Genomic DNA, 25,728 nt, shown 5'->3' on the forward strand with positions numbered 1-25,728 from the left:
GTTCGGCGTTTTGATACGGATAGATTCAGTCACCAAGCGGTATCCGGACGGCACGGTGGCGGTCGACCATCTCTCCCTGGAGATACCGGACCGCGCGATCACCGTCCTCGTCGGCCCCTCCGGATGCGGCAAGACGACGACGCTGCGGATGATCAACCGGATGGTCGAGCCCAGCGAGGGCGCCATCTGGATCGACGGCAAGGACAGCCGGCAGCAGCCCGTCAACACCCTGCGCCGGTCCATGGGTTACGTCATCCAGAACGCCGGGCTCTTCCAGCACCGCACGATCGTCGACAACATCGCCACCGTGCCCCGGCTGCTCGGCTGGAGCAAGGACCGGGCCCGCTCCCGGGCCCGCGAGCTGATGGAGCGCGTCGGACTCGACGCCTCCCTCGCCAAGCGCTACCCCTACCAGCTCTCCGGCGGCCAGCAGCAGCGCGTCGGCGTGGCCCGGGCGCTCGCCGCCGATCCGCCGGTGCTGCTGATGGACGAGCCGTTCTCGGCGGTCGACCCCGTCGTCCGCAAGGGGCTCCAGGACGAACTCCTGCGGATCCAGGACGAGTTGGGCAAGACCATCGTCTTCGTCACCCATGACATCGACGAGGCGGTCAAACTCGGCACCATGGTCGCGGTGCTGCGCACCGGCGGCCGGCTCGCCCAGTACGCGCCGCCCGCCGAGCTGCTGTCGAACCCGGCCGACACGTTCGTCGAGGACTTCCTCGGCGCCGACCGCGGCATCCGCCGGCTGTCCTTCTTCTCCGCCGCCGGACTCGACCTGCTCACCGCGCCGATCGTCGCCGTCGACGCCACCGCCGAGCAGATCGCCCGCGCCGCCCAGGGCGCCCCGTACGTCCTCGTCACCGGCATCGACGGCAAGCCGCTCGGCTGGAGCGAGCCGGGCGCCCTGACCGCGGGGAGCATCGACACCGGCCGACTCCTCTCGTACGGGCGGCCGTTCGTCGCCGGCGAGGACTCGCTGCGCTCCGCCCTCGACTGCGCTGTGCTCTCCCCCGCCGGCTGGGCCGTCGCCGTGGACGGCGAGGGCCGCGCCACCGGTGTCGTCTCCCAGACCGCCATCGCCGAGGCGATCCGCGGCGCGCACGAGGCCGTCCCGGGCGGCGGCACCACCGGCGCGGGCGAGCCGAAGGCCCTGCGATGAACCGCTTCTTCGACATCCCCAGCGACCTCCAGCACGACTGGATCGGTCTCGTCGGACTCCATCTGCGCGAGGCCCTGCTGCCGGTCCTCGGCGGCCTGCTGCTGGCCCTGCCCATCGCCCAACTGTGCGTGCGGCTCCGCTGGTTGTACCCGCCCGTACTGTGGGTGACGACCGTGCTCTACGCCATCCCGTCGCTCGCGTTCTTCGTCGTCCTCATCGACTACACCGGCCAGACCGAGCTGACGGTCATGATCCCGCTCACCGTCTACACCCTGGTCGTGCTGGTCCCGGCGATCGTCGACGGTGTCCGTTCGGTGCCGCAGGAGACCCTCGCCGCCGCGACCGCGATGGGCTTCGGGCCCGTACGCCGCTACATCCAGGTCCAGTTGCCGATCGCCACGCCCGCGATCGTCGCCGGACTGCGGGTGGCGACCGTGTCCAGCATCAGCCTGGTCAGCGTCGGCATGCTGATCGGCAACCAGGGCGCGCTCGGCAACCTGCTGCACGACGCGCAGATCTACAACCGGCCCGAACTCGCCTGGAACTCCGTGCTCACCACGGCGGCCCTCGCCGTCCTGGTGGACGCCCTGCTGGTCGGCGTACGGGTCCTGCTCACCCCCTGGATGCCGAGCGGATCGGGCGCGACCCGCACCCGGAAGGAGGCCACGGCCCGGTGAACGTCCTGCACTTCATCACCTCCTTCTTCACCGACGGCGCCCACTGGTCGGGCTACGACGGCATCCCGACCCGTCTCCTCGAACACCTCCAGTACTCCCTGGAGGCGCTCGGCCTCGCCGCCCTGATCGGACTTCCCGTCGGCCTGGTCACCGGCCACTACGGCAAGGGCGGCAACACCCTCACCCTGATCGCCACCGCCGCGCGGGCCCTGCCCACCTTCGGCCTGCTGGTGCTCATCGTCATCATCGCCGGCTTCGGCATGCTGCCCGTGATGATCCCGCTGGTCGTCCTCGCCGTCCCGCCGGTCCTCGTCACCACCTACGAGGCGGTGCGCTCCGTCGACCGCTCCCCGGTGGACGCCGCGCGCGGCATCGGCATGTCGGAGATGCGGATCCTGCTCCAGGTGGAACTCCCGGTCGCGCTCCCGCTGATCCTCGGCGGGCTGCGCTCGGCGGCCATCCAGATCGTGTCCACGGCCACCATCGCCGCGTACGTCGGCCTCGGCGGCCTCGGCCGCTACATCGTCGACGGGCTCTACCAGCACGACTACGAGAAGGTCGTGGGCGGCGCGGCCCTGGTGGCGGCGATGGCCCTTGCCACGCTCGCCCTGTTCTGGGCGGCGGCCCGGGCGGCGGTCTCTCCAGGCGTACGCCAGAGCAACTGACCTGCTTTCAAGGGGGGCGGGGCCGCATCGATGTGCGGCTCCGCCGCGTGGGCGCGACCGGCCACAACCGGTCCGCAGTTCCCCGCAACCGCCCGTACCCGTACCTACCCGCCGCTCCGGGCGAGCGCCTGCTCCAGCACCACCAGCAGCGCGTCCCGCACGGACCCCCGCTCCCGCGCGTCGAACACCAGCAGCGGCACGCCCTCGGAGACGTCGAGGGCCCAGCGGACCTCGTCGAGCGAGTGGTCGACCTTGCCGTCGAAGGCGTTCACGGCCACCGCGAACGGGATCTGCCGGTGCTCGAAGTAGTCCACGGCGGCGTAGCAGTCGTCGAGCCGGCGGGTGTCGACGATGACCAGACCGCCGACCGCGCCCTCCACGATGTCGTCCCACATGAAGCCGAAGCGTTCCTGGCCGGGGGTACCGAACAGGTACAGCTTCAGCGTCGGGTCGATGGTGATGCAGCCGAAGTCCATCGCCACGGTGGTCGTGGTCTTGCGCGGCGTGTGGCTGAGGTCGTCCACCCCCGCCGCCACCTCGGTGATGGCCGCCTCGGTGGTGAGCGGCTCGATCTCGGAGATGGAGCCGACGGCGGTGGTCTTGCCCACGCCGAAGCCGCCCGCGATCACCAGCTTCACCGGCAGCGGCGGCCGTACGGCGGCCTGGCCGGCGGCCGGACGGGCGAGCGGTTCAGTCGGAGTCACGGAGTACCCCCCGGGAGTCGGGGATGGCCCGCAGGCCATCGATAACCCTGCGCAGGACGGATGCGTCATGGGTGACGCCGGAGTCGGGCACGTGCACCGAGAGCTGCCCCACCGAGCGCAGGTCCTCGGCGAGGACCCGCACCACGTTCAGGTGCAGCCGCAGCCGGGCCGCGATCTCCGCGATGGACTGCGGCACCCGGCAGGCGGCGACGATGTCGTGCTGTTCGAAGGAGAGCCGGTCGAGCGCGTCGATCCCCTCGGTGGTCGCCACCAGCTGGGTCTCCACGGGCATCGCCCGTCCGGACGTGGCCTCGCCCGCGCCGGCGACCCGGCCGGCGGTGACCAGGAAGGGCCGTACCGCGGGCGCGGGGCCGACCGGGCCGGCCGGGGCGAGGGGTTCCTCGCCGGGGCCGTGCGGGTTCAGGCCGTCCGCCATCGGTGTTCGCTTCCTCTGCCGGTGGCCCGCGGTCAGCGGGTCCGGGTGGCGCCGACGCTGTTCTTCAGCTCCAGGACGAGCTGCGGGCTCAGCGCGGCACCGGCGCGATTGGCGAAGACGGTCATCTCGTAGGCGATGTTGCCCAGCTTGGCCTCCTTGTCGGTGACCACGCCGAGGACGGCGCCGCTGCCGATCGCGGAGACCAGCACGTGGCCGCCCTCCAGATCGATGATGACCTTGTTCAGGCCGCCCAGACCGTAGTTGCCGGAGGCGCCCGCGGCGAGGCTGGTGATGCCGGAGACGATCGCCGCGAGGCGCTCGGAGTCGGCGTGCTCGCGCAGCTCCGACACCGCGATCAGCAGGCCGTCGGAGGACACCGCGATGGCGTCGACGACGCCCGCGGTCTCGGTGGCGAAACGGTTGAGCAGCCAGGTGAAGTCGGCTGCGGCAGCCCGCAGATCGGTCGGCGTGGTGTCTCCGGTGGGAGTTCCACCTGTCGACGTGCTCACTGCTCGGCTCCTTCCGGAAGGTGGTTCTGGTGGTGCGGGGGGTTCCGGTGGTCGTCCGGGACCCGTCGGTCGTGCGCGCTGTCGGTGTCGCGGTGGGCGCGTTCCACGGCCGCCTCGAACTCCTCCAGCGCGCTGCGCACGGCGTCCGCGTCTGCGGGCCGCGCCGCCTGCCGCGCCATTGCGGCGGAGGCGTCCACAGTGGTCCGCAGGGTGGCCCCGCGCACCCGCCGCCGCAGCGGCCGGGCCCCCTCGGCGGCGGCCGCCCGCTCCTCGCCGAGGACGGCCGCGGGGACGGCCGGGCCGACGGGGTCGGGGGTACGGGCGTGGGCTTCGGAGGACATCGAGTCGCCGGAGACCGAGGCGGAGGCGGAGACGGATGCCGGGGCGGGGCCGCCGGTCGCCGGGGCCGCCGCCCGCTCGCCGGACGCCGACGCCGTCGTCGGGTCTGCCGTACGGCCGGCGTGCGCCGGGGCGGACTCCCGGGGAGCCGTGTGTCCCTCGGCGGACGCGGAGGCCCAGGTCGTGCTCCGTCCGTCGGAGGCCGGGGTGCCGTTCGACGCGGCCGTGCCGGTGGCCGGTGCCGGGGCGGACGTCCTGGTCGTGCGGCGGGGCAGGGCCGGGGCCTCCGTGCCGGACTCCTCGGCGGTACGGCGGTGAGCCGCCGTCTCCGGGTCCGCGCCGTCGGCCGCCGTGGCCGGCTCGGGGTCCCGCTCGGCCCAGGAGGGCTGTTCGCGGCGCGGCACCCGGCGGGGGAGCGAGCTCGCCTCGTCGCCCGTCGGGGAGGCCGCGGCGGCGGGGGAGGGACCGGTGGCGGGGGCCGACGGGGCCGGGAGGGACTGGGTCGCGGCGGTGGGCACGCCGACCTCGCTGAGCGTCAGCAGCAGCGTGGCCGGGATGCGGACCTCGGCCGTCACACCGCCGCCCGGGGTACGGGAGAGGGTGACGTCGACGTCCCAGCGGCGGGCCAGCGCACCGACCACGAACAGACCGAGCACCTTCGTCGGCACCAGGTCGAGCCGCTCACGGCGCACCAGCCGGGCGTTCTCCTCGGCGAGCCGCTCGGCACTCATGCCGAGGCCGTGGTCGGAGACGGTGATCGAGGCGCCGCCCTGCTCGGAGCCGACCCGCACCTCGACGGGGCTGCCCTCCGGCGAGAACGACACGGCGTTCTCCAGGAGTTCGGCGATCATCAGCGTGAGGTCGCCGACGATGTCGGGCTCCACGACGGCCTCGCCGCGGGCGTGGAGCTGCACCCGCTGATAGCCCTCGATCTGGCCGAGCGCGGCACGCACCACGTTGGTCAGCTCGGTCGGACCGGAGTCGAGGACGGTCTCGCGGATGCCCGCCAGCAGCATCAGGCTGTCGGCGTTGCGGCGCAGGCGCACCGCGATGTGGTCGATGGAGTAGAGCCGCTCCAGCAGCGCCGGGTCGGTCTCCCCGCGCTCCACCCAGTCGATCAGCGCGAGCTGGCGGGTCGTCAGGTTGGAGACACGGCGGCCGACGTTGCCGAACATCTCGGCGACGTTGCGCCGGCTGAGCACCTGGCGCTCCAGCAGCGCCGCCGCGGTCGTCTGCACGTTGTTGAAGGCCTCGGCCAGCTCACCGATCTCGTCGTCGGCGGTGACCGGCAGCTCACGCAGCCGCGGTGAGCCGGTCTCCTCGGCGTCGTCGTCGGCGACCCGGGCGAGCTCGCGCCCGGCGACGTCGGCGACCTCCTGCGCGGCACCGGTCAGGGCCAGCACCGGGCGCACCACGGAGCGCCGTACGAGGATGGAGAACGCGATCCACAGGGCGAAGCAGACCAGCGCGAGGTTGAGCAGCAGACCGGCCCGCCACTGGGCGCTGACGGAGGCGTCGTCGGCGCGGTCGGCGATCTGGTCGATCAGCGAGGTGGTGATCTTCAGCCGGGTCCCGGCCTGCGCGCTGTAGTCCGGGTAGGAGGCGAGGGCCGCCCGGAACGCCTTGCGGATGTCCGCCTGCGACTCGGCCTGCAACGCGCTCGGGTCGACGGCCAGTTCGGCGAAGTGCTGGCTGATGGAGGCCTGCGCGGAGTTGTGCTCGACGCCGCCGAGCTCGTCGGTCTGCGCCGCGGAGGCGAACCGGCCGAAGCGGTCGGCCTGGTAGGTGTACAGCTCGTAGGAGCCGACCGCGCCGGTGTACTCGATCAGCGCGTTGCTGTCACCGGTGCGCGAGGAGAACACACCGGTCTCGTAGGCGCCGTGGGCGGCGTCGGCGCGCAGCAGCGAGTCGAGCAGGTTGCCGGTGAAGGTGCTGGCCAGGTTGGAGTCGCGGTCCAGGCCCAGCCCGTCGATGACGGCGTCCGAGGCGCCTGAGTACGCCGGGTCGATGTTGTCGGCGGGCAGATAGCCCTGCTCGATCGTGGTCCGCAGACCCGCCAGGCCCTCGATCCCGCGCAGCGCCTGCGCCTCGCTGTCGGGCAGCCGGTCGCCGAAGGCGTCGACCACCTTGCGCACCTGGGTGTCCACGGCGAGCTGGGCCTTGCGGTAGGCGTCCGTGGAGGGCGTGCCGCCGTCGAAGGACGCCTGGTGCCGCACCGAGAGCAGGATCGCCTGCTGGTGCTCGTTCTGGAGATCGGAGACCAGCTGGGCCACCTGGGTGCTGTCCCGCACCAGTTGGGCGGCGTTCTCGGCCTGGTTGGACTCCTGCACCAGCTCGGTGAAGAGGTACGCAAGCATCAGGGCGATGACCCCGAGCGGGATGCCGACGAGCAGGTTCAGCTTGCGCTGGAAGGGCCACCGGTCGGCGAAGCTCCGCAGCCCCCGGCGCACGGACGTCGGTGCCGAAGTCGCTGACCGGGCGGGCGCGTCCACCTCTTTCGTGGACACCGGGCCTCCTTCGAAGGGGTGTTGCGGGCGTGCCGGGCCACGCGTGTGGCCGAATGTGAACGAAACGGCATTCGAGTGGCCCCCGCACACCGCCGTGGCCGCTGCCGACTCCGGCGACGATATCGCTTCTCTGATCGATCGAGCACGTCGCCCTACGTCAAGAATCCATTACGAAGAGCCCCCTAAACCTCCAGGAAGGCCTTTCAAACACTACGCAACTGACCACGAAACGAATCGAATCGGTAACAGAACCGCTCTTGACTGATGAAGAACCGGGTGGATTGGATCAGGCCAGGCTCCATGCCTCGTCAGTTCCTCATCGCCCCCCAGAGCTCGGAACGGAACCGTGACTTCCAACGCCCACAGCAGCAGGTCCAGGTCCCTCAGGAACACCGGCGCGGCGGCCGTCGCGCTCGCCGCGGCGACGGCCCTGCTCGCAGGATGCGGCTCCTCCGACGACAAGTCCGACCCGCTCGCGGGGGACAAGGCGGCAGGCGGGACCGTCGTCGTCGGCTCCAACAACTTCGCCGAGAGCATCCTGATCGCCGACATCTACGGCGAGGCCCTCAAGGCCAAGGGCATCAAGGTGTCCTACAAGCCCAACATCGGCAGCCGTGAGACCACGTACGGCCTGCTCAAGAACGGCTCCATCACCGTTCTGCCGGAGTACAACGGCTCGCTGCTGGCCTACCTCGACGCGAAGGCCGAGCAGAAGTCCCTCGCGACCGTGAACGCCGCCGTCAAGGCCAAGCTCGACTCCAAGCTGACGCTGCTGGAGTCCTCGCCGGCCGAGGACAAGGACTCCGTCACGCTGAACAAGGCGACCGCGGACCAGTACAAGCTCACCTCCGAGTCCACCCTCGCCGACCTCAAGGACGTCGCGCCCGACCTGATCCTGGGCGGCTCGCCCGAGTTCCAGACCCGGCAGCAGGGCATGGTGGGCCTGGAGTCGGTGTACGGCCTGAAGTTCAAGTCCTTCAAGGCGCTGGACGCCGGCGGTCCGCTGACCCAGGCCGCGCTGAAGAAGAACACCGTGCAGGCCGCGGACATCTTCACCACCGACCCGACCATCACCAAGGAAGGGTTCGTCGTCCTCCAGGACCCGGAGAACCTCTTCGGCTTCGCGAACGTGACGCCCCTGGTCTACAAGAGCGGGCTCTCGGACGAGGGCGTGGACGCGCTCAACGCCGTCTCCGCCAAGCTGGACACGAAGACCCTGCTGGACCTGGACTCGCAGGTGCAGCTGGAGAGCAAGGACCCGCTCGACGTCGCCAAGGCCTGGCTGAAGTCCGCAGGCCTCGACTGACGTTGGCAACGCCTTCCGACCCTTTGCCGGTCGTCCTGACCGGCACCGGCCTCACCGTCGGCGAGCTCATCGCGCTCGCCGACGGTGAGGCCGTGCCCGCGGTGGACCCCGAGGCCCGCGAACGGGCCGTACGTTCCTGGCGGGCCGCCCGGCGTCTGGCCGCCCGGGGACGGCTCTACGGCCGCGGTACGGGTGTCGGCGCGCACCGCTCGGTGAGCGTCGACGAGGACGACGAGACCGCCCACGGCCTGCGTCTGCTGCGCAGCCACGCGGGCGGTGCCGGCGCGCCGCTGCCCGCCCGCCAGGTCCGGGCGATGCTCGCCGTCCGCGCCAACCAGCTCCTCGCCGGAGGCTCCGGCATCCAGCCGGCCATCGTCGACGCCCTCACCGAGGCCCTGCGGCTGGGCGTCCACCCGGAGGTCAACGAGTACGGCGGCATCGGCACCGGCGACCTCACGGCCCTGGCCCAGACGGGCCTGACCCTGATCGGCGAACGCCCCTGGACGCCCACCCCCCACCCCGCCCCTCCGCCCCCAGCCCCTGCCTCACAACCGGCCACCGCCTCGCAGCCGGGTGCCGCCCGACAGCCGGTCACCGTCCCGCGCCCGGGCCTCACTCCGGAGCCGGTCACCGTGCCGGAGCCGGGCTTCACCCCGGAGCCGGTCACCGTGCCGCATCCGGGCCTCACGCCGGAGCCGGTCACCGTGCCGCATCCGGGCCTCACGCCGGAGCCGGTCACCGTCCCGCGCCCGGGCCTCGCCCCGGAGCCGGTCACCGTCCCGCGCCCGGGCCTCGCCCCGGAGCCGGTCACCGTCCCGCGCCCGGGCCTCGCCCCGGAGCCGACCACCGTCCCGCATCCGGGCCTCGCCCCGGAGCCGACCACCGTCCCGCGCCCGGGCCTCGCCCCGGAGCCGGTCACCGCCCCGCATCCGGGCCTCATCCCGGAGTCGGTCACCGTGCCGGAGCCGGGCCTCGCCCCGGAGCCGGTCACCGGGTTGGAGCCGGGTCTCGCCTCGGAGTCGGGGGTCGTTCGACGGGCGGTCGTTGCTGCCGCGCAACCGGCCACCGTTGCGGACCCGTTCTCCGTCGGCGGTCCCGAGGTCGGCGCCCCGGGGGCCGTACCGGACGGGGACCTGTTCGACTCGGCGGACGCCGCCTGGCGCGGTCCGGGCCGGGCCGCCGGTCCCGACGCCGGTATGGTCGGCTGGCCCAACACCTCCTGGCGGGACCTCGGACCGGACCCGCAGGCTGATCGGACCGAGCCCGGCGTACCCGCGGCCGCCGCCGTGCCGACCCCGTCGGTCGCGGCGGCCGTGGCCTCCCCGCCGGTGACACGCACCGCGCCCGTCGGGCCCCTCGCCTCGGCCGAGACGCCCCTCACCGTCGCCGCACCGGGGGCGGCCCCCGGCGCCCTCCCCGCCCCCGTCGCCCTGCACCCCGGTGACGCGCTCGCCCTGCTGAGCAGCAACGCGCTCGCGCTGGGACAGGCCGCGCTGGCACAGCACGGGCTCGACATGCTGCTGCGGGCCACGCATGCCGTGGCCGCGCTCTCGCTGGCGGCGGTGGGCGGTTCGGCGCAGGCCTACGCGGCCGCCGTGCACGCGCTCAGACCGTACGAGGGCGCGGCGCGGGCCGCCGGGGAGGTAAGGCGGCTGCTCGGGATCGGGGACGACGGGGAGGGGATGCCCGGCCGGCGGATCCAGGACCCCTTCGGGTTCCGGGCCTTCCCGCAGGCACACGGCTGCGCCCTGGACGCCTGCGCCCGGCTGCGCACGGTCGTCGAGGTCGAGGTCAACTGCCCCTCCGAGAACCCCCTCGTGGCCGCCGACGGCACCACCGCCCACCACCACGGCGGTTTCTTCGCCGCACCTCTGGGCCTCGCCCTGGACGCGGCCGACCTCGCCCTGCTCCAGACGGCCCAGCTCTCCGTGGCCCGGCTGTCCGCGCTCGGCGACCCGGACCTCACCGGGCTGCCCGCCTTCCTCGCCGCCGGACCCGCGAGCAGCTCGGGCACGATGATCCTGGAGTACACCGCCAACTCCGCGCTCGCGGACCTGCGTTCGTGCGCGGCGCCCGCCTCGGCCGGGCACGCCGTCCTCTCGCGCGGGCTGGAGGAGGCCGCCAGCTTCGCCGGCCAGGCCGCCCGGCAGACCCTCCGGGCGACCGCGGCCTACGGCACCGTCCTCGCCTGCGAACTCGTCACCGCCGTAAGGGCGTTGAGAATGCGGCCGGTCCCGCCGCCGGTCCCCGCGTTCACCCTGGCCACGGCCGTCCTGCCCGTCGGCACGGAGGACCGTCCCCTGACCGGAGACCTGGCCGCGGCAGCCGAACTGCTGCTGCGGCTCGCGGAGTTGTGACGCGGTGGCCCGGTAGTCCGATGGTTTGGTAGTCCGACGGCTCAGTAGCCCACGTAGAACGTCGCGTCCTGCTGCTCGGTCGACGTCGAGATCGGGTCGATGCGCAGGACGTAGTTCGAGTGCCGGATGTAGCGGGTGGGGTTGTTGTACGAGCGGAACGACGACCAGGACGTGTCCGCGAGGCCCGCCGTCCGGTAGAAGGTCGCGTCCCCCGCGAACGTCGACGTACCGTCGTTGACGTCCAGTTGGAGCGCGTAGTTGTAGTGCCGCAGATAGCGGGTCGGGTAGTTGACCGACCGGAAGGAGACGCCGGAGCTGTCCGCGAGGCCCGGGACGATCGTCCACAGCGAGTCCTTGTACGGCTCCACCGGGTACTCGTCGATGCGGCCGACGTAGTTGGAGTGGCGGACGTAACGCGCCGGGTAGTTGTAGGACTTGAGACGGTTCCAGGCGGGTGCGCCCCAGTAGGAGAGCAGGGCGTTGTACTGGGCCGTGGTGATCGTCGAGATGCCGCAGTGCTTGGAGTTGACCGGCTGGGTGTACGTCTTCTGGTCCAGCGCGGTCCAGGTGCCCGCCGACAGGTCGCTGGACTGCCAGGCGTAGAAGACGCCGTTGGGGGTGTAGGTGTCGCCCCAGAGCCACCAGGTGCCGGAGGACAGGGACTTGACCAGGGTCGGCGCCTCGGTGCCGCCATGTGCGGCGCCGGTGGAGAACTCCGTGAAGCTGCCCGGGTCGAGAGTCGTGGAGCGGGCCCCCACCAGGGTCTGGTTCTTCTTGAAGTAGAGGTAGTTGTAGCCGTTCACCCCCACGGCCATGTCGCCGTCGATCACGTCGTAGCCCGGGTCGAAGAAGACCTGCGGGGCCGAGGCCGTGACGAAGTCGCTGGTGTAGTTCACCATGATCACGTTGTGGCCGCTGTCGTTGACGGCGGAGTAGATGAGCCCGTACTGCCCCCGGCTCGCGTCCCAGAACGCCTCGGGCGCCCAGCTGTGGGTGTTCATGTCGTGCAGCTTCAGCCGGTGGTAGCCGGTGAACGTGCGCAGGTCCGTGGAGTTCCACACGTGCACGTACTGGCTGACGTAACTCCAGTCGGTGCCCTTGAGGTCGGTGGCGAGCACCACGAAGGTGCCGTCCTGCTTCTTCAGGATGAACGGGTCGCGCAGCCCGAGCGCGCCCTCGGTCGGCGTGACCACCGGGTTGTTCTGGTTCAGCGGCGTCCAGCGCAGCCCGTCCGTGCTGACGGCCAGGTGCAGGCCGTAGTCGGTGCCGTCGCCGAGGTTGGTCGACTCGGTGAAGTAGCACATCACGTACGCCGAGTCGGCCGCGTGGGCCGCCGGGGTGCCGAGCGTGAGGGCGAGGGGCACGGAGGCCGCCGCGCCGAGGAAGAGGCGGCGGGAGGGGTTGGGGGTCATGTGCTCTCCACGGGGGATGCGGGTGCCTTGTCGATATGTCGAACAAGGTTCGATGAGCCGATCAGAAGGTAGGGGTGCGGGAGAAGCGGGTCAATCGCTGTGACAGGAAAAACTCCGGTGAACTCCTCGCCCCGGCACGGCTACCCTCGGCGGCCGTGAACAGAAGACGGCGCAAGAAACTCACGAAGTCCCTTGCCGGGGCGGTCCTGTGCGACCAGGACGCGCGCGTCGACCGGCTGCTGAAGGCCGGCGCCGACCCCGCCGCACCCGACGCGGACGGTACGACTCCCCTGTACGCGGCCTGTGTTCAGGGCTCGGCCGGTATCGCCCGCAACCTGCTGGCCGCCGGTGCGCCGCCCGACGCGGAGAGCGCCGGGCCCGGCGCCGAGGGAACTCCCCTGTGCGCGGCCGCCTGTTGGGGCCACACCGACACCGTCCGCGTCCTGCTGGCCCATGGCGCCGACCCCACGCTCCGCGAGGACCACGGCACCGGCTGGACGCCGCTGCGCTGGGCGCTGAGGGGACCGCATCCGGAGACGGCCGACCTGCTGCGGGCCGCGATCGCCCGCCGGGAGGCCGAAGGACCGGCCCGCACACCGACCGAAGCCCCGGTCGAAGCCCCGGTCGACGGACCGCTCAGCGCGCCGGGCCCGACCCCAGGGTGAGGTCGGCGATCACCCGGTCGATCAGGGCGATCAGCACGTCCCGGCACGACTCCCGCTCCCGCGCGTCGCACAGCAGCACCGGGACCCCCTCCGGCAGCGCCAGGGACGCCCTGATCTCCGCCGCGGGATAGGGGTGCTCCCCGTGGAAGCCGTTCACCGCGACCACGAAGGGGATGCGCCTGCGCTCGAAGAAGTCGATCGCCGCGAAACTCGACTCCGGCCGGCGCACATCGACCAGCACCACCGCCCCGAGCGCCCCGACGGCCAGGTCGTTCCACATGAACCAGAACCGCTGCTGCCCCGGGGTGCCGAACAGATACAGCACCAGGTCGTCGCCGATGGTGATCCGTCCGAAGTCGAGGGCCACGGTGGTGGACCGTTTCTCCTCGATGCCCTTCAGATCGTCGACCTCCAGCCCGGCGACGGTCAGCGGCTCCTCCGTGCGCAGCGGAGCGATCTCGCTGACCGACCCGACCATGGTGGTCTTGCCGACGCCGAAGCCGCCGGCGATGAGGATCTTCACCGTGTCGGGCGCCGCGACCGCGCCTGCGGTGGGCTCAGATCCGGCCAAGGCCGTCCCTCACTTTCTGCAGCAGGTCCAGATCCGCGGCACCGGAGACGGAACGGGGCGGCCGGGCCGTGATCAGGCCCGCCTCCAGCAGATCGCAGAGCATGATGACGACCACGCTCACCGGCAGGTCGAGATGGGCCGCGAGCTCCGCCACGGCCACCGGACGCGCGCTCAGCCGCAGGATCCGGGCGTGTTCCGGCTGCGGCCGCGCGGCCCGCTCGGGCGGCGGGTCCACCGCCGTCACCGTCGTGATGAGCGTGAAGTCGGCTCGGCTGGGCCGGGTCCGCCCACCGGTGAGGGTGAACGGCCTGACGAGCCGGCCCGCTTCGTCGCCTTGGCTCACCTCACCCGCCGTTGCCGCGGACGGCGGGACCGATACCGGCCCGCGGTGCCGCGCTCAGGTGCTCGCCGATCTTCTTCACCAGCATGTTCATCTGGTACGCGACCACACCGACGTCCGCGTGCGAGCCGGCCAGCACCACCAGATGGGCGCCGGGCCCCGCCGAGGTGAGGATCAGATAGCTGTTCGCCATCTCGATGAGCGCCTGGCGCACCGGGCCGCCGCGGAAGTCCATGCTGACGCCCTTGCTCAGGCTCATCAGGCCCGAGGCGGTCGCCGCCAGCCGCTCGGCGTCCTCCCGCAGGAACCCGGTGGACTTGCTGACCACCAGCCCGTCCTCGGAGAGCACGACGGCCTGGTTCACATCGGCAACCCGGTCCACGAGGCCGGTCAGCAACTGGTCGAGCTGGGTGTTCGTGGCGGGGATGGAGTGTGTCATCGCGGTGTCCTTCATGAGCGGTCGGCGGGCGGGGTCGGGGTCTGGGTGGCGCCTGCGGCGGTGACCGCCGGACCGGGCGGGGGTACGGCGTCGTCGGCATCGGTGTCCTCGTGGTCGCGTGCCTGGAGCGTGCCGCGCTGGAAACCGGCGAGGGAGGAGGCCGCGCGCTCGGCCGTGAAGTCGTCGGGGAAACCGTCCTCCTCGCAGGGGGGCGCCTCCTCCCGCAACTCGGCGGCGAGGCTGGTCTGCGGAACCCGCTGCGGCAACGGCCTGAGCCCACTCGCCCGGGCCCCGGCACCGGCGGTCGCGAGCCCGGGGGAGCGGGGTGCCTCTTCGTGCTCGTGCTCGTGCTGGTGCTCGTGCGCGTGCCGGGACTCGGACGCGGACTCGGGTGCGGCCGGGGACGACGGCGTGCCGTTCGTGTTCCTCGGGCCGCCCGCCGGTGCGGAGGCCTCCTGGATGGCGGCGGCCTTGTCGCGTCGCGGCAGCGGTGGGGTGCGCCCGCCGTGGGGCCGACCGGGCTCGGGCCCGGTCGTGGACGGGGACGCGGGCTTCTCGGCGCCGGCCGGCTCCACGGCCGTACCGGACCCGTCGGACATCTCGTCGGCCACGGCCGGTTCCGCCTGGTCCGAGAGCCCCCGCAGGGCCTCGGACAGTCTGCGGATCGTGTCCACCGGCTCGGGCGCGGCCGGGGCGAGCGGGGCGGTGGTCTCGCGGACCACGATGTCGTGCGGGACCAGGACGATCGCCGTGACACCGCCGTACGGCGAGGGGCGCAGGGTCACCGCGACGCCGTGCCGGGTGGCCAGCCGGGCGATCACGAACATGCCGAGCCGCAGGTCGTCGGCGAGCGCGACCACGTCGAACTGCGGGGGCACCGCCAACTGCGCGTTGAAGGACTCGTAGTCCTCCTCGGACAGACCGAGACCGCGGTCCTCGACCTCGATCGCCAGCCCCTTGGCCACCATCGAGGCCCGCACTCCCACCGGACTCGGCGCCGCCGAGTACGAGGTCGCGTTGTCGATCAGCTCGGCCAGCAGATGGATCACGTCGGCCACCGCGGGCGGCGCGATGTAGAGGTCCTCCTCGGTGTGCACCTCCACCCGCTGGTACTGGGCCACCTCACCGACCGCGCTGCGCAGGATGTCGATCAGCGCCACCGGCTCCGACCAGCTGCGCCCGGGCCGGCCGCCGCTGATGATGACGAGGTTCTCCTCGTACCGGCGCAACTGGCTGGCCGTGGAGTCGAGTTCGTACAGTCCCTTGAGGACCTCCGGGTCCTGGTGGGTGCGCTCCAGCGCGTCGAGCTTGCTGAGCTGGAGGTTGACCAGGTTCTGGCTCTGCCGGGCGATGCCGAGGATGACCTTCTGGAAACCCCTCCGGGTGTCGGCGAGTTCGACCGCGGTGTGCACGGCGGTGCGCTGCGCCGCGTTGAACGCCGCGGCCACCTGGCCGAGTTCGTCGCCGCCGTAGTCCAGCGGCGGGGTCGCCGATTCCACATCGACAGTCTCTCCCCGGTCCAGCCGCGCCACCACGTCCGGGAGCCGTTCCTGCGCCAGACTGAGCGTCGCCATCCGCAGACCGCGCAGCCGCCGGGACAGCGACCGGGTGATCCGCCAGGACATGCCGACGCACAGCAGCAGGGCGACGAGACCGCCGGCGCTCAGCGAGGCGGCCTTGATGAGCAGGGAGCGCGCGTTGTCCGCGCTGTGCTGGAGCAGCGAGGCGGTCTGCCGCTGGATGAGCGCCGCGTACTGGTCGGAGACCTCGATGAGCGCGGCCCGCCACTGCTTCTGCACGTCCGGCAGGACGACCAGGCCCTTCTTGTCCCGCTCGGCCCCGGCCGCGAGCACCTTGTCCTCGATGGACTGCAGGATCTGCCACTGGTAGCTGGTGAGGATCTTCTCGGTCTCGGTCTTCGCGGCCCCGGTGAGGGAGGGGACGATCTGGTCCTCCACCAGCCAGCGGCGGGTGTTCACCGTCTGGGCGAACTGCGACCAGGTCTTCTGGTCCATCCGCCCCGTGGGCCCCGCCAGGGTCAGCCGGAGGTCCTCCTCCGAGACGAGTTCCGCCGCGTGCTCCAGCGCGACGAGCGGCCCGGCCTCCGAGGTGAGGTCGCCGTCGTCGACCTGCGACAGCTCCTGGAAGGCGTGGATCTGGACGTCGATGATCGAGGTGTACTGGTCCAGGGCCTGCGCGGCGGTGATGCCCGTGGGACGGTCCACCTGGCCCCGGTAGTACTCCAGGCTGCTCACCGAGGCGACGACCGAGTACAACTGGTCCTTGACCCGCTCGGGCGCCTGCTGGATGTCGTCGGCCCGGGAGACCAGCTTGGCGACGGCCCCGTCCGTCCTCCTGCGCTGGGCGTCCAGCGCGGCGCGGGCGGTGTCGCCCCCGGAGGCCAGCCACACGGCCGACAGACTGCGCTCCTGCTGGAGCGCAAGGGTCGCCTCGGTGCCCATCGCGCCGGTGGAGCGGCTCAGTTCGGTCTGCGTGCGCAGCCGCAGCCCCTCCGAGAACATCTGGATCGTCGTCACACCCCACATGGCGGCGAGCGTGACGCTGGGCACCAGCGCCAGGAGTATCAGGGAGAGACGTATGGAGCCGAGACGCCGGCGCCGGGCACCTGTCCGTGGAGACATGGTCGTCCTAGGGTGATCAGCGGGGAGCGGATGCGGGGAGAGGGGCGGGGGACCGGCGTGGGCCGCCGGGTCAGCGCGTGCCGTCGGCGGCGAACCGTGCCACGTCGGAGACATTGGCCTTCGTGACGAAGGCCGGCCCCGTCAGGACGGGGGACACACCGCCTCCGCTGATGTTGCCGTTCGTCCGGTACAGCCAGAGCGCGTCCACGGCCAGATAGCCCTGGAGATACGGCTGTTGGTCCACCGCGAACTGCACACTGCCGTCACGGACCGCCCCGACCAGGTCCTTGTTGAGGTCGAAGGTGGCGACCTTCGCCTTGCTGCCCGCCTTCTTCGCCGCGTCGACGGAGGCGAGCGCGAACTGCGCCCCGTTGGCGATCACTTCGTCGATGCCGGGATCCTGCTGGAGGCGTGCCGTCACGGCGGCGGTCATCGCGTCCATGTCGGTCCCGTCCACGTAGAGCATCTCGGTCTCCCCGGTGAACGTCTTCTTCACACCGGCGCAGCGGGCCTCCAGGGAGATGTTGCCGCGCTCGTGGATGACGCACAGGGCGTGCTTCGCACCGAGGCCGTCGAGCTTGTCGCCGACCGCCCGGCCCGCGACGCTCTCGTCCTGGCCGAAGTACTCCAGCGCTCCGGTCGACTGCCAGTCGTCGATACCGGAGTTGAGACCGACCACGGGTATCCCGGCCGCCTTCGCCGCGGCCACCGGGCTCTTCATCGCCTGCGGCTTGGCCAGCGTCACCGCGATGCCGTCCACGTTGTCGCGGACCGCGTCCCGCACCAGCTCGGCCTGACCGGCCGCGTCGGCGTCGCTCGCATAGCTCAGCTCGACGTTGTCCTTGGCGGCCGCGGCCTCGGCGCCCTTGCGCACCAGCTCCCAGAAGGCGTCGCCCTTGGCGCCGTGGGTGACCAGTGCGACCTTCATCCGGCCGCCGGAGCCGCTCGCTCCGTCCGACCCGGAGGAGCCGTCGTCGGAACAGCCGGCGAGGAACAGGGCGCAGGTGACCGCGAGGACGGTCAGGCGCACCGATCCGGTGGGGCCGGCGGGTCTTGGAGGCGGTGAGGCGGGGAGGGGACTGTTCATGGGGGGCTGCACCTCGCTGTGCGGCAGAGCATGAGGACGGGGCTGCGCCGCCGGAGCGACGGGGTGGGCGCCGACGAGACGCTATCGCTGGCTCGGAGCCAACCGTGTGTGACCGCTGGTAGTCAAGTAAACAACCACTTGGGGTGAGGTGCTGCTGCCGCATCGTGATGTGGGACGGGACCGGAGGGGGCGAAAGGGAGCATAGCCGCAGGTTGATTGAATGATCGTCAAAATTGCGGAACGCGCCGCGTCACCGCGGGTCAGGGCTTGCGCGCCACCGCCCCGTACATCGCGATGTCCTCGTCGCACGGCACCTCGGTGCCCGTACCGTCGGGACGCCGGCGGTGCGCCTGGACGATGCCGGGCTCGACCAGGCCGAGCCCCGTGAAGAACGCGGTTGCCCGGGGGCGGCGGATCGAGCAGCCGGCGCACGAGGCCCACCGTGTCGTCCTCGTCCAGCGGGAAGCGCGCGATCGCGATCACGGTCCGAGCCGCCCGGCATCGCGTCACCGGCCTCGCGGTCCGCCGGGAAGTGGTCCTCGCCGCCGATGAGGCAGTCGTAGACCCGCGCGGGGTGAGCTGTCCCGGTGTCGGTCTCTTCAGGGCTCATACGTCCAACCTCCCACTCCCGTGAGCCGGTTGAACAGGCGTACGGAGCCGGAAACGACCGCCCCCTACACTGAACCGGTTCACGCCCAGCCGAGGAGGTCGACCACCGTGGCGTTCGAGGATCCCGCGGCCGAGGTGCTCGCGCACGCGGCCGAGACCTTCGGGCTGCTCGCCTCCCCGGCCCGGCTGCACCTGGTGTGGGCGCTGGCCCACGGCGAGAGCGATGTGACGGGGCTCGCCGAGCGGGTCGGCGGCGCGCTGCCGGCCGTCAGCCAGCATCTGACCAAGCTGAAGCTGGCCGGTCTCGTCCGCTCCCGCCGCGAAGGCCGCCGCCAGGTCTACTTCGTCGACGACCCGGACGTCGTGGACGTCGTCCGCCTGGCCATGGACCGCCTCGCCGACCGGAGCGACCCGGCCGACCACCGGACCCGTCCGTCCGGCCGGTCCGACCGCGTCGCCGGGGCCGCCCGCCCGGCCGCCCGTCTCCGTGGCCTCTGACGCACCCGCCACCGGCGCCGACGGCACCGCCCTGCAGGTGCTGCGCCGCCTGGAGAGCGGGCCGCGCGGGCTGACCGACGCCGAGGCCGCCGCCCGGCTCGCCGCCACCGGCGACAACACACCGCCCGCGGCCCGCCCCGCCTCCTGGCCCCGGCTGCTGCTGCGCGGCACCCGGGACCCCTTCACCACCGTCCTCCTCGTCCTCGGCCTGGTCTCCGCGCTCGTCGCCTCCTGGGGCACCGCCGCCGTGATCCTCGCGCTCGTCGCGGTCGGCGTGGCGCTCCGCGCGAGCGGCGAGCACCGCGCCGACCGGTCCCTGGCCGGGCTGCGCGCCCTGGTCGCCGGCACGGCCACCGTGCTGCGCCGCCCGGCCGACGGGGAGCCGCCCCGGGCCCGTGAGCTGCCGGTCGCCGATCTCGTCCCGGGCGATGTGATCCGGCTCGGCCCGGGCGACCTCGTCCCGGCGGACGTACGACTGCTGCGCGCCCGCGGCCTCACCGTGCACCAGTCCGCGCTGACGGGCGAGTCGGCGCCGGTCGCGAAGTCGGCCGCGCAGAGCCCGGACCCCGCCGCCGAGTCCCACCTCTGCTTCCAGGGCGGCGGCATCGCCTCCGGCAGCGCCACCGCCGTGGTCCTCGCCACCGGGGCGCACACCCGGATCGCCGCCGCGCTCGACGGGCCGGGACGACGGGAGCCCAGTGCCTTCGACCGGTCCGTGCACGGCATCTCCTGGGTGCTGATCCGCTTCATGCTGCTCACCCCGCCGCTGGTGCTGATGGCGAACGCCGCCCTGCGCGGCCGGGGCCTGGAGACCCTGCCCTTCGCGGTCGCGGTGGCCGTCGGCCTCACGCCCGAGATGCTCCCGGTGATCGTCACCACCTGTCTGGCCCGGGGCGCGGCGCTGCTCGCCCGTACCCACGGCGTGATCGTCAAACGGCTGCCCGCCCTGCACGACCTCGGCGCGATCGACGTCCTCTGCGTCGACAAGACGGGCACCCTCACCCAGGACCGCCCGGTCGTCGACCGCTCCCTCGGCCCGGACGGCCACGACGACCCCGGCTCCCTGCACTGGGCCGCCGTCAACGCCTGGTGGACCCTCCAGCTCGCCGAACTCCCCGAGCCGGACACCCTCGACGAGGCGCTCCTGGAGGCGGCCGCGCATCCCGGGGCGGACGGCCCCGAGGCGTACGACGCAGTGGACGCCGTCCCCCACGACCCGGTCCGGCGCCTGGCCACCGCGGTGCTGCGCGGCCCCCGTCCCGGCACCCACACGCTGGTCGTCAAGGGCGCGGTGGAAGATGTCCTGGACCGGTGTGTCCTGGCGGAAGGGGAGCGGGACCGGCTGGCCGCGCTCGCCCGGCGCGAGGCGGACGGCGGTCTGCGCCTGCTCGCCGTCGCCACCGCGCAGCGCCCCGCGCGCACCCGCCCCTACACCCCCGCCGACGAACGCGGCCTCACCTTCCGCGGTCTGGTCACCTTCCGCGACACCCTCGCCCCGGAGGCCGCCGAGACCCTGCGCGGCCTGCTCGACCAGGGCGTCACGGTCCGCGTCCTGACCGGGGACCACCCGGGCACGGCCACCCGCGTCTGCCGCGAGCTGGGGTGGGAGCCGGACCGGGTGGTCGTCGGGGCGGACACCGGCCCGGAAGCGGACGGACGGCCCCCGACCGGCGGCACCGGTACGGACCCGGCGGTCGTGGGTGCGGGGGTCGGAGGTGCGGGTGCGGGGCAGAGTCCGGAGGCGGGTTACGGTGCCGACCCGGCGGTCGTGGGTGAGGGCGCGGGCGCCGGCGGCGTAGGCGCGGACGCGGGGCACGGGCCGGACGCGGGGCACGTTGCGGCAGCGCAAGGGCGCGCCGCTGCCGGACCCGCCGTCCCCGGCCTCACCGTGCACGCCCGGTGCACCCCCGCCGACAAGGCGCGCGTGGTCGAGGAGCTGCGGGCGGCCGGGCACATCGTGGGGTTCCTCGGGGACGGGGTCAACGACGCCCCCGCCCTGCGCGCCGCCGACGTCGGCATCGCGCCGCGCTCGGCCTGTGCCGTCGCCCGGGAGTGCGCAGACGTCGTCCTGGGCGAGAAGGACCTCGCGGCCGTGGGTCACGCCGTCGCTGCGGGCCGGCACAGCAGCGGCAACATCGCCTCGTATCTGCGCGTCACCCTCTCCTCCAACCTCGGCAACGTCCTCGCGATGCTCACGGCGGGTCTGCTGCTGCCGTTCCTGCCGATGCTCCCGGCCCAGGTGCTCGTGCAGAACCTGTGCTTCGACGCCGCCCAGCTCGCCTTCGCGTACGACCGTCCCGGCGCCGCCGCGCTGCGCCGCCCCGCCGGGCTGCGGCCCCGCTCCTTCCTGCGGTTCCTCACCGGGTTCGGCGCGCTCAACGCGGTCGCCGACCTCGCCACCTTCGGGGTGCTCGCCCTCGCCCTGCACGGCCCCGACGCGGTCGACGACGAGGCCGTCTTCCACTCCGCCTGGTTCACCGAGAACCTGCTCACCCAGGCCCTGGTGATGGTGCTGCTGCGCACCGGACGCGGCGGCGCGGGCACGGGGCCCGTCGCCCGGGCCGCCGCCCTGCTCGGCGCCGTCGGACTGCTGCTGCCGCCGAGCCCGCTGGGCGCGCGGCTCGGCATGACCGCGCTGCCGCCGGCGTACTACCTGCTGCTCACCACCGTCCTCGGTCTGTACGCACTGGCCCTGCGCCGGGGCGCTCGGTGGGCTCGGGGCGCTCGGTGCGAGGAGCCTGCGGGTTGTACAGTTGCGCAACATAGCAACCATTGCTGACGGAGAGGTCTCGAGCATGCTGCGCAATGGACTGGAGCCCTGGCACCTGCTGGTCGTGGCGGTCGTCGTCGTCCTGGTGTTCGGCTCGAAGAAGCTGCCGGACACGGCGCGCGCCCTCGGCAAGTCGATGCGCATCCTCAAGAGCGAGGCCAGGGCGATGAAGGAGGACGGCGCCGCGGGCGGCACCGTCTCCGAGGCGCAGACCCCGGTCACGACCACTCCGGTCACGGCCGCTCAGGTCACGACCTCTCCGGCGGAACCGCCCGCCACCGCGTACTGAGACAACCGGCGGGGCCGGGACCGTCCTGCCGTGCGCAGGTGGTCCCGGCCCCGCCGGTGTGGTCGAACGCCTGCCTCAGGCGGGCTCGCCCGGCAGCGCGGGCGGCTGGAGCGCCTCGGCGGCCGCCCGGGCCGCCTTGCGCCGCTTGCGACGGCTCACCCTCGGATCCTGGTCGGGCAGCCAGCCGAACGTCATGCAACTGCCCACGACGCCCAGCAGCAGGCCGACGAAGAACCCGCCCAGGTTGGACGTGACCCAGGTGGCCAGCGAGAGCAGTACCGCGATCACGGAGTAGAACAGCCGCTGCGCCGGGTTGAAGACGATCAGCAGGCCGCAGACGAGCATCAGGGTGGGCAGGAGGTAACCCGCCAGGCCCTGCATACCGATGTGCAGGATGACCGGAAGCGGCGCCTTCATGGTCACCAGGATCTCGGCGCCGCCGAGCGTGAGCAGCACCCCGCCCAGGAAGGGCCGACGCCCTCGCCAGGCACGGTAGGTGCTGCGCCACTGGCTCTCGCCGCTCACTGAGGGCAACCCCCGGTCCCGAACCGCATGTGCAGGTCGGGCAGCTTGAAGACGCCGGCGGTGGCCGCGTAGTTGTGCTGGTACAGGTTCTTGATGAGGACGGTGTCGGCCTGCTGGCCGTAGACGCCCTCGGGGCCCTTCACGCCGCCCTTGTTGAAGGTGCTGGCGTCGCCACCGATCTCGATGCCGTGGAACTCGGCGTCACCCTTGATGACGTCGGAGTCGATGGCCAGGTTCTCCACGTGCACCGGCGTGCCGTCGCCACCCGCGGTGAGCAGGAGCTGGATGCCGCCGAGGTCGACGCTCTGGCACATGTTGGTGATGTCGCCGTTCTTCACGACCGAGGTGACGACCAGGACCTGGCCACCGGTGTCGCCCTGGTTGGGGCTGTTCTCGATCATGCTGTCCAGCGCGCCGAACTGCTCGAATCCGGTGCCGTCGAGCTTGTCGCCGGTGACCACGAACGGCATGCCCGAGATGGCGAACTGCACGCCGAGGGCGCCCTCGGCGGTGAGGATCGCGAGGCCGGCGGCGACCGCGGCGGCCGGCACCGCCATCACCGCGGCCCGGCGCAGCCGGACCCGGCCGCGTCTGCCGGAGGAACCGCTTTCCGGGTTCCCGGGGGTGTTGTCGTCGGACGGCGTGGCGTCCGGGGACGAGGCCATGTCTGCTCCCATGCGCTTGAAGTGGTGCGGGTCGGGCTTCAGTGGCGCGTTGTCCTGGCGCGGACAGCGGCTGCCGCGCACGCCTCCTCGCAACTCCCGGAAGCCGTAAGGGCTTTCACGTTACGCAGCAGTAGCCAACGAGGAAGTTACCGATGGTTACAGCAAGGGGTCAAGGGAGATGTGGAAAAAGAGTGTTCATCATGTGGCGCCTGTGGATCAAGTCCGTCACATGTTCCCTGCATATATCTGTCAGATCATCAACTTGCTTACAACGTATTGACGTTGACGGAACCTCAGGTCTACAACTCTCCCTGGCTCAGCCCGTATCCGTGGCTCGGCCCGGATCCGTGGCGCCGGATCCGCCGCGCGGCGACCACCGCGCTCCCGGACCTTCCGTTCCCTGTGGGCGGATCCACCCGAGTCCGATCCCCATCCGGCACCGGTACGGCCGCTTCCCCCCGCGGGCCGCATCCGGTCGCCCATCCCGCCCGGCCCGGCCGGAGTCACCCTCCAGTGACTCCGGCCGGTCACCGGCCGGCTGCCGTTGCCGGTCCGTCACGTACGGAGAAGGCGTCACGGGCCGGCAACGGCGGACGCCGCGTCGCGTCCCCCCACGTTGCGAACGGCACCCACGATCCAACCAACTCCCCCGAAACACCCCCCAGTTCAGAGAGAGGCACCCGCCAATGCGCATCCGCTCCCTTCTTGCCGTCGCCGGTACCGCCGTCGCGCTCACCCTCCCGGCCGTCACCCCGGCCTCCGCGGCCGGCGCGGTCCTGACCACCGTCAACGGCGATGTCGCGGTCGGCGACGTCCTCACCGCGTCCCTGGCCAGCGGTACCACCGCGACGCTGTACAACAGCGCGACCGGTACCAGCGGCGTCACCTGCACCACGTCCACCTTCACCGCCGCGGTCACCGACAACCCGGCCGCCCCGGGCACCGCCACCGAGTCGCTCACCGGCCAGACGTTCAGCAACTGCACCTCGAACGTCCTCGGTGTCACCGGCGTCACCAGCGTCACCGTCAACAACCTGCCGTACACCACCACGGTCACCTCGGACGGCGTCGTCGCGGTCACCCCGCCCAGCGGCTCCACGGTCCAGACCACGCTCGTCCTGCGCACCCTGCTGGGCAGCATCACCTGTGTCTACCAGGCGCCCAGCCTGGCCGGCACGGCGAGCAACACCGACAACAGCATCGCCTTCAGCAACCAGGCGTTCGCCAAGTCGTCCGGCTCGACGCTCTGCCCCTCGGCCGGCTACTTCACCGCCACGTACGCCCCGGTGACCGACGGGACCGACGCGGTCACCGTCAACTGACCCTCGTAACAGAGGACTTCAGCGCCGGCGCAGACGCAGCGCCAGGGCGACGCCACCGGTGAGCACCAGCACGGCGGTGGCGCCGCCCGCCAGCAGCGGCGCGGACGGACCCGAACTAGCTCCGGTGGCGGACGCCACCGGGGTGCTCCCGGGTGCGTCCGCGCCCGTCTGTGCGGGCGAGGCGGCGGCCGGCTCCGACGAGCCGGCGGCCGCCGTGGACGCGGTGGCTGTGGCGGAGGCGGTCGGCGCGGCCGACGAAGGTGTCGCCGAGCCCTTTGCCGAAGGCGTCGCCGCGGCCTTTGCCTCCTTCTCCTCCGAGAACACCACGTCGGAGCACGAGTAGTACGTGTCGGGCGTGCTGCTGTTCTGCCAGATCGTGTACAGCACCTGACGCCCCGTCCGGTCGGCGGGCAGTTTCGCGCTGAACCGGTAGGCGCCCTGGCTCAGCGTCGGGTCCTTGACCTCGGCGAACGGGCGCTCCGGGAGATCGTCCCAGGTGAGCGGTTTCGTGGGGTCGTAGCCCTGCTTCGTCAGATAGAGCCGGAAGGTCCCGGTGTGCGGGATCGTCGAGGCGTACGTCATCCTCAGCGTCCCGCCCGGCGTCAGCCGGGTCGTCGGCCAGTCGGCGCGTGCGAGGTCCAGCCCCTGGTAGGCGGACAGCCCCCCGCTGCACAGCTTGCCGTCCGGAATCGTCTGCCGGTCACGGCCGTTGACGTTCGCCACCCGCAGGTTGTCCCAGGCGGCGAACGACGTCCCGTTGGCGGCGATCGCCGCCTTGCAGGCCGCGCTGCCGGTCTGCGTGCCCTCCGGGGAGCAGCCGTAGACCCGGCTGGACGGCTGGGTGGGCGCGCCATGGGCCAGGGCGGGGCCGGCGGCCCACAGGTTCAGCAGCAGGGGACTCACGGCGGCCGCCGTAAGGGCGGCGCTGCGGTGTGCGGTCATCCGGGGCATCGGGGACGTCTCCTCGGCCGGCGCGGGCGGTGTGTTCAGTCCAGTACGGGAACCGCGACCGGCGCGTTCAGTCCACCCCTGCATGCGTCAAGGGTGGGTTTCCGGCCGGATCGAGGGTTTCCCCCGTATCGGGATGACCATTCCTTTGCCTATCGTTCCTGCACAGCTGAACCACAGGTAACCCCTGGCGGAAGCAGCTTCCCGCGCCTGGCCGGCCATCGCGTTCCACCCCCCTCCGCTTCGACGCCGAAGCGATCGACCGTTGCTCCGCGCTGCCTGCCCGG

General features: G+C 72.4%; 23 protein-coding genes and 2 pseudogenes. 10 read left to right on the top strand and 15 right to left on the bottom strand.

Annotation, left to right across the window (positions count from 1 at the left end):
* Positions 1-10 precede the first annotated feature (10 nt).
* Genes ACYQ8Q_RS34735 through ACYQ8Q_RS34745 form a run of 3 tightly spaced genes read left to right on the top strand, consistent with a single transcriptional unit; the run spans position 11 to position 2,501 of the window.
* On the top strand, positions 11-1,159 hold the full coding sequence (locus tag ACYQ8Q_RS34735; protein WP_460073614.1) for an ABC transporter ATP-binding protein: 1,149 nt from the start codon (positions 11-13) through the stop codon (positions 1,157-1,159).
* Entirely contained in the window at positions 1,156-1,836 is a 681-nt protein-coding gene (locus ACYQ8Q_RS34740; protein WP_460070596.1) for an ABC transporter permease, read from the top strand. The genes ACYQ8Q_RS34735 and ACYQ8Q_RS34740 overlap by 4 nt, the downstream gene beginning before the upstream one ends.
* Positions 1,833-2,501: an ABC transporter permease gene (locus tag ACYQ8Q_RS34745; RefSeq protein WP_460070597.1), complete on the top strand. Its 669-nt coding sequence runs from the start codon at positions 1,833-1,835 to the stop codon at positions 2,499-2,501. Before ACYQ8Q_RS34740 ends, ACYQ8Q_RS34745 begins: the two co-directional genes overlap by 4 nt.
* A gap of 104 nt (positions 2,502-2,605) precedes the next feature.
* Here ACYQ8Q_RS34745 and ACYQ8Q_RS34750 read toward each other — a convergent pair whose 3' ends face one another.
* Genes ACYQ8Q_RS34750 through ACYQ8Q_RS34765 form a run of 4 tightly spaced genes read right to left on the bottom strand, consistent with a single transcriptional unit; the run spans position 2,606 to position 6,996 of the window.
* Positions 2,606-3,205 carry a GTP-binding protein gene (locus ACYQ8Q_RS34750; protein WP_460070598.1) on the bottom strand — a complete coding sequence of 200 codons (600 nt, stop codon included), beginning with the start codon at positions 3,203-3,205 and terminating at the stop codon, positions 2,606-2,608.
* A complete protein-coding gene (locus ACYQ8Q_RS34755; protein ID WP_460070600.1) occupies positions 3,192-3,641 on the bottom strand; it encodes a DUF742 domain-containing protein in 450 nt (149 codons plus the stop codon). The genes ACYQ8Q_RS34750 and ACYQ8Q_RS34755 overlap by 14 nt, the downstream gene beginning before the upstream one ends.
* Before the next feature lie 32 nt (positions 3,642-3,673).
* Entirely contained in the window at positions 3,674-4,150 is a 477-nt protein-coding gene (locus tag ACYQ8Q_RS34760; protein WP_059202334.1) for a roadblock/LC7 domain-containing protein, read from the bottom strand.
* Positions 4,147-6,996 carry a sensor histidine kinase gene (locus ACYQ8Q_RS34765; protein WP_460070601.1) on the bottom strand — a complete coding sequence of 950 codons (2,850 nt, stop codon included), beginning with the start codon at positions 6,994-6,996 and terminating at the stop codon, positions 4,147-4,149. Before ACYQ8Q_RS34765 ends, ACYQ8Q_RS34760 begins: the two co-directional genes overlap by 4 nt.
* Before the next feature lie 346 nt (positions 6,997-7,342).
* Here ACYQ8Q_RS34765 and ACYQ8Q_RS34770 point away from each other — a divergent pair, with 346 nt between their 5' ends.
* Both ACYQ8Q_RS34770 and ACYQ8Q_RS34775 read left to right on the top strand, forming a co-directional pair.
* Complete coding sequence (locus ACYQ8Q_RS34770; RefSeq protein ID WP_460070602.1) at positions 7,343-8,302, top strand: ABC transporter substrate-binding protein; 960 nt, start codon at positions 7,343-7,345, stop codon at positions 8,300-8,302.
* 2 nt (positions 8,303-8,304) lie between these two features.
* Positions 8,305-10,659 (top strand): aromatic amino acid lyase, encoded by a 2,355-nt coding sequence (locus tag ACYQ8Q_RS34775; RefSeq protein WP_460070603.1) that lies wholly within the window; start codon positions 8,305-8,307, stop codon positions 10,657-10,659.
* Between the two features lie 41 nt (positions 10,660-10,700).
* Here the strand turns inward: ACYQ8Q_RS34775 and ACYQ8Q_RS34780 are convergent, their stop codons facing one another.
* Positions 10,701-12,071, bottom strand: a complete 1,371-nt coding sequence (locus ACYQ8Q_RS34780; protein WP_460070604.1) for a glycoside hydrolase family 43 protein — start codon at positions 12,069-12,071, stop codon at positions 10,701-10,703.
* Between the two features lie 155 nt (positions 12,072-12,226).
* Here ACYQ8Q_RS34780 and ACYQ8Q_RS34785 point away from each other — a divergent pair, with 155 nt between their 5' ends.
* Positions 12,227-12,736 (top strand): ankyrin repeat domain-containing protein, encoded by a 510-nt coding sequence (locus ACYQ8Q_RS34785; protein ID WP_460070605.1) that lies wholly within the window; start codon positions 12,227-12,229, stop codon positions 12,734-12,736.
* On the opposite strand, the gene ACYQ8Q_RS34790 is transcribed toward ACYQ8Q_RS34785, so the two are convergent.
* The 7 genes and pseudogenes from ACYQ8Q_RS34790 to ACYQ8Q_RS34820 form a co-directional block, all read right to left on the bottom strand.
* A complete protein-coding gene (locus ACYQ8Q_RS34790) occupies positions 12,708-13,307 on the bottom strand; it encodes a GTP-binding protein (protein ID WP_460070606.1) in 600 nt (199 codons plus the stop codon). The genes ACYQ8Q_RS34785 and ACYQ8Q_RS34790 overlap by 29 nt on opposite strands.
* A complete protein-coding gene (locus tag ACYQ8Q_RS34795) occupies positions 13,294-13,650 on the bottom strand; it encodes a DUF742 domain-containing protein (RefSeq protein WP_055638740.1) in 357 nt (118 codons plus the stop codon). The genes ACYQ8Q_RS34790 and ACYQ8Q_RS34795 overlap by 14 nt, the downstream gene beginning before the upstream one ends.
* A 1-nt stretch (position 13,651) precedes the next feature.
* A complete protein-coding gene (locus tag ACYQ8Q_RS34800; RefSeq protein WP_359004640.1) occupies positions 13,652-14,086 on the bottom strand; it encodes a roadblock/LC7 domain-containing protein in 435 nt (144 codons plus the stop codon).
* An 11-nt stretch (positions 14,087-14,097) separates the two neighbouring features.
* Positions 14,098-16,728 carry a sensor histidine kinase gene (locus tag ACYQ8Q_RS34805; protein WP_460070607.1) on the bottom strand — a complete coding sequence of 877 codons (2,631 nt, stop codon included), beginning with the start codon at positions 16,726-16,728 and terminating at the stop codon, positions 14,098-14,100.
* 70 nt (positions 16,729-16,798) lie between these two features.
* Positions 16,799-17,815 (bottom strand): substrate-binding domain-containing protein, encoded by a 1,017-nt coding sequence (locus tag ACYQ8Q_RS34810; RefSeq protein ID WP_460070608.1) that lies wholly within the window; start codon positions 17,813-17,815, stop codon positions 16,799-16,801.
* Positions 17,816-18,075: 260 nt separating this feature from the next.
* Positions 18,076-18,307: pseudogene (locus ACYQ8Q_RS34815) on the bottom strand (SAM-dependent methyltransferase); the annotation flags it as partial.
* A gap of 55 nt (positions 18,308-18,362) precedes the next feature.
* A pseudogene (locus ACYQ8Q_RS34820) lies at positions 18,363-18,425 on the bottom strand (hypothetical protein); the annotation flags it as partial.
* 107 nt (positions 18,426-18,532) lie between these two features.
* Between ACYQ8Q_RS34820 and ACYQ8Q_RS34825 the strand changes: the two are divergent.
* From ACYQ8Q_RS34825 to tatA, 3 genes are read left to right on the top strand one after another with little or no spacing between them, the layout of a single operon-like run.
* On the top strand, positions 18,533-18,922 hold the full coding sequence (locus ACYQ8Q_RS34825) for an ArsR/SmtB family transcription factor (RefSeq protein ID WP_460070609.1): 390 nt from the start codon (positions 18,533-18,535) through the stop codon (positions 18,920-18,922).
* Positions 18,912-21,701, top strand: a complete 2,790-nt coding sequence (locus tag ACYQ8Q_RS34830) for an HAD-IC family P-type ATPase (protein ID WP_460070610.1) — start codon at positions 18,912-18,914, stop codon at positions 21,699-21,701. Before ACYQ8Q_RS34825 ends, ACYQ8Q_RS34830 begins: the two co-directional genes overlap by 11 nt.
* A gap of 16 nt (positions 21,702-21,717) precedes the next feature.
* Positions 21,718-21,981 (top strand): Sec-independent protein translocase subunit TatA, encoded by a 264-nt coding sequence (gene tatA, locus ACYQ8Q_RS34835; RefSeq protein ID WP_460070611.1) that lies wholly within the window; start codon positions 21,718-21,720, stop codon positions 21,979-21,981.
* Between the two features lie 75 nt (positions 21,982-22,056).
* Here the strand turns inward: tatA and ACYQ8Q_RS34840 are convergent, their stop codons facing one another.
* Both ACYQ8Q_RS34840 and ACYQ8Q_RS34845 read right to left on the bottom strand, forming a co-directional pair.
* Positions 22,057-22,506 carry a DUF6114 domain-containing protein gene (locus ACYQ8Q_RS34840; RefSeq protein WP_460070612.1) on the bottom strand — a complete coding sequence of 150 codons (450 nt, stop codon included), beginning with the start codon at positions 22,504-22,506 and terminating at the stop codon, positions 22,057-22,059.
* On the bottom strand, positions 22,503-23,171 hold the full coding sequence (locus tag ACYQ8Q_RS34845) for a DUF6230 family protein (protein WP_460070613.1): 669 nt from the start codon (positions 23,169-23,171) through the stop codon (positions 22,503-22,505). The genes ACYQ8Q_RS34840 and ACYQ8Q_RS34845 overlap by 4 nt, the downstream gene beginning before the upstream one ends.
* A 686-nt stretch (positions 23,172-23,857) precedes the next feature.
* Between ACYQ8Q_RS34845 and ACYQ8Q_RS34850 the strand changes: the two genes are divergently transcribed.
* Positions 23,858-24,493, top strand: a complete 636-nt coding sequence (locus ACYQ8Q_RS34850; RefSeq protein WP_460070614.1) for a Tat pathway signal sequence domain protein — start codon at positions 23,858-23,860, stop codon at positions 24,491-24,493.
* 18 nt (positions 24,494-24,511) lie between these two features.
* Here the strand turns inward: ACYQ8Q_RS34850 and ACYQ8Q_RS34855 are convergent, their stop codons facing one another.
* Entirely contained in the window at positions 24,512-25,444 is a 933-nt protein-coding gene (locus ACYQ8Q_RS34855) for a lytic polysaccharide monooxygenase auxiliary activity family 9 protein (protein ID WP_460070615.1), read from the bottom strand.
* Positions 25,445-25,728 lie beyond the last annotated feature (284 nt).

This window comes from Streptomyces sp. YKOK-I1 (assembly GCF_054660435.1).

Bases quoted from the DNA above. Each gene is read 5' to 3' on its own strand.
- ACYQ8Q_RS34800 (WP_359004640.1), bottom strand. From the start codon at position 14,086: ATGACACACTCCATCCCCGCCACGAACACCCAGCTCGACCAGTTGCTG.
- ACYQ8Q_RS34780 (WP_460070604.1), bottom strand. From the start codon at position 12,071: ATGACCCCCAACCCCTCCCGCCGCCTCTTCCTCGGCGCGGCGGCCTCC.
- ACYQ8Q_RS34810 (WP_460070608.1), bottom strand. From the start codon at position 17,815: ATGAACAGTCCCCTCCCCGCCTCACCGCCTCCAAGACCCGCCGGCCCC.
- ACYQ8Q_RS34845 (WP_460070613.1), bottom strand. From the start codon at position 23,171: ATGGCCTCGTCCCCGGACGCCACGCCGTCCGACGACAACACCCCCGGG.
- ACYQ8Q_RS34805 (WP_460070607.1), bottom strand. From the start codon at position 16,728: ATGTCTCCACGGACAGGTGCCCGGCGCCGGCGTCTCGGCTCCATACGT.
- ACYQ8Q_RS34755 (WP_460070600.1), bottom strand. From the start codon at position 3,641: ATGGCGGACGGCCTGAACCCGCACGGCCCCGGCGAGGAACCCCTCGCC.
- ACYQ8Q_RS34740 (WP_460070596.1), top strand. From the start codon at position 1,156: ATGAACCGCTTCTTCGACATCCCCAGCGACCTCCAGCACGACTGGATC.
- ACYQ8Q_RS34850 (WP_460070614.1), top strand. From the start codon at position 23,858: ATGCGCATCCGCTCCCTTCTTGCCGTCGCCGGTACCGCCGTCGCGCTC.
- tatA (WP_460070611.1), top strand. From the start codon at position 21,718: ATGCTGCGCAATGGACTGGAGCCCTGGCACCTGCTGGTCGTGGCGGTC.
- ACYQ8Q_RS34855 (WP_460070615.1), bottom strand. From the start codon at position 25,444: ATGCCCCGGATGACCGCACACCGCAGCGCCGCCCTTACGGCGGCCGCC.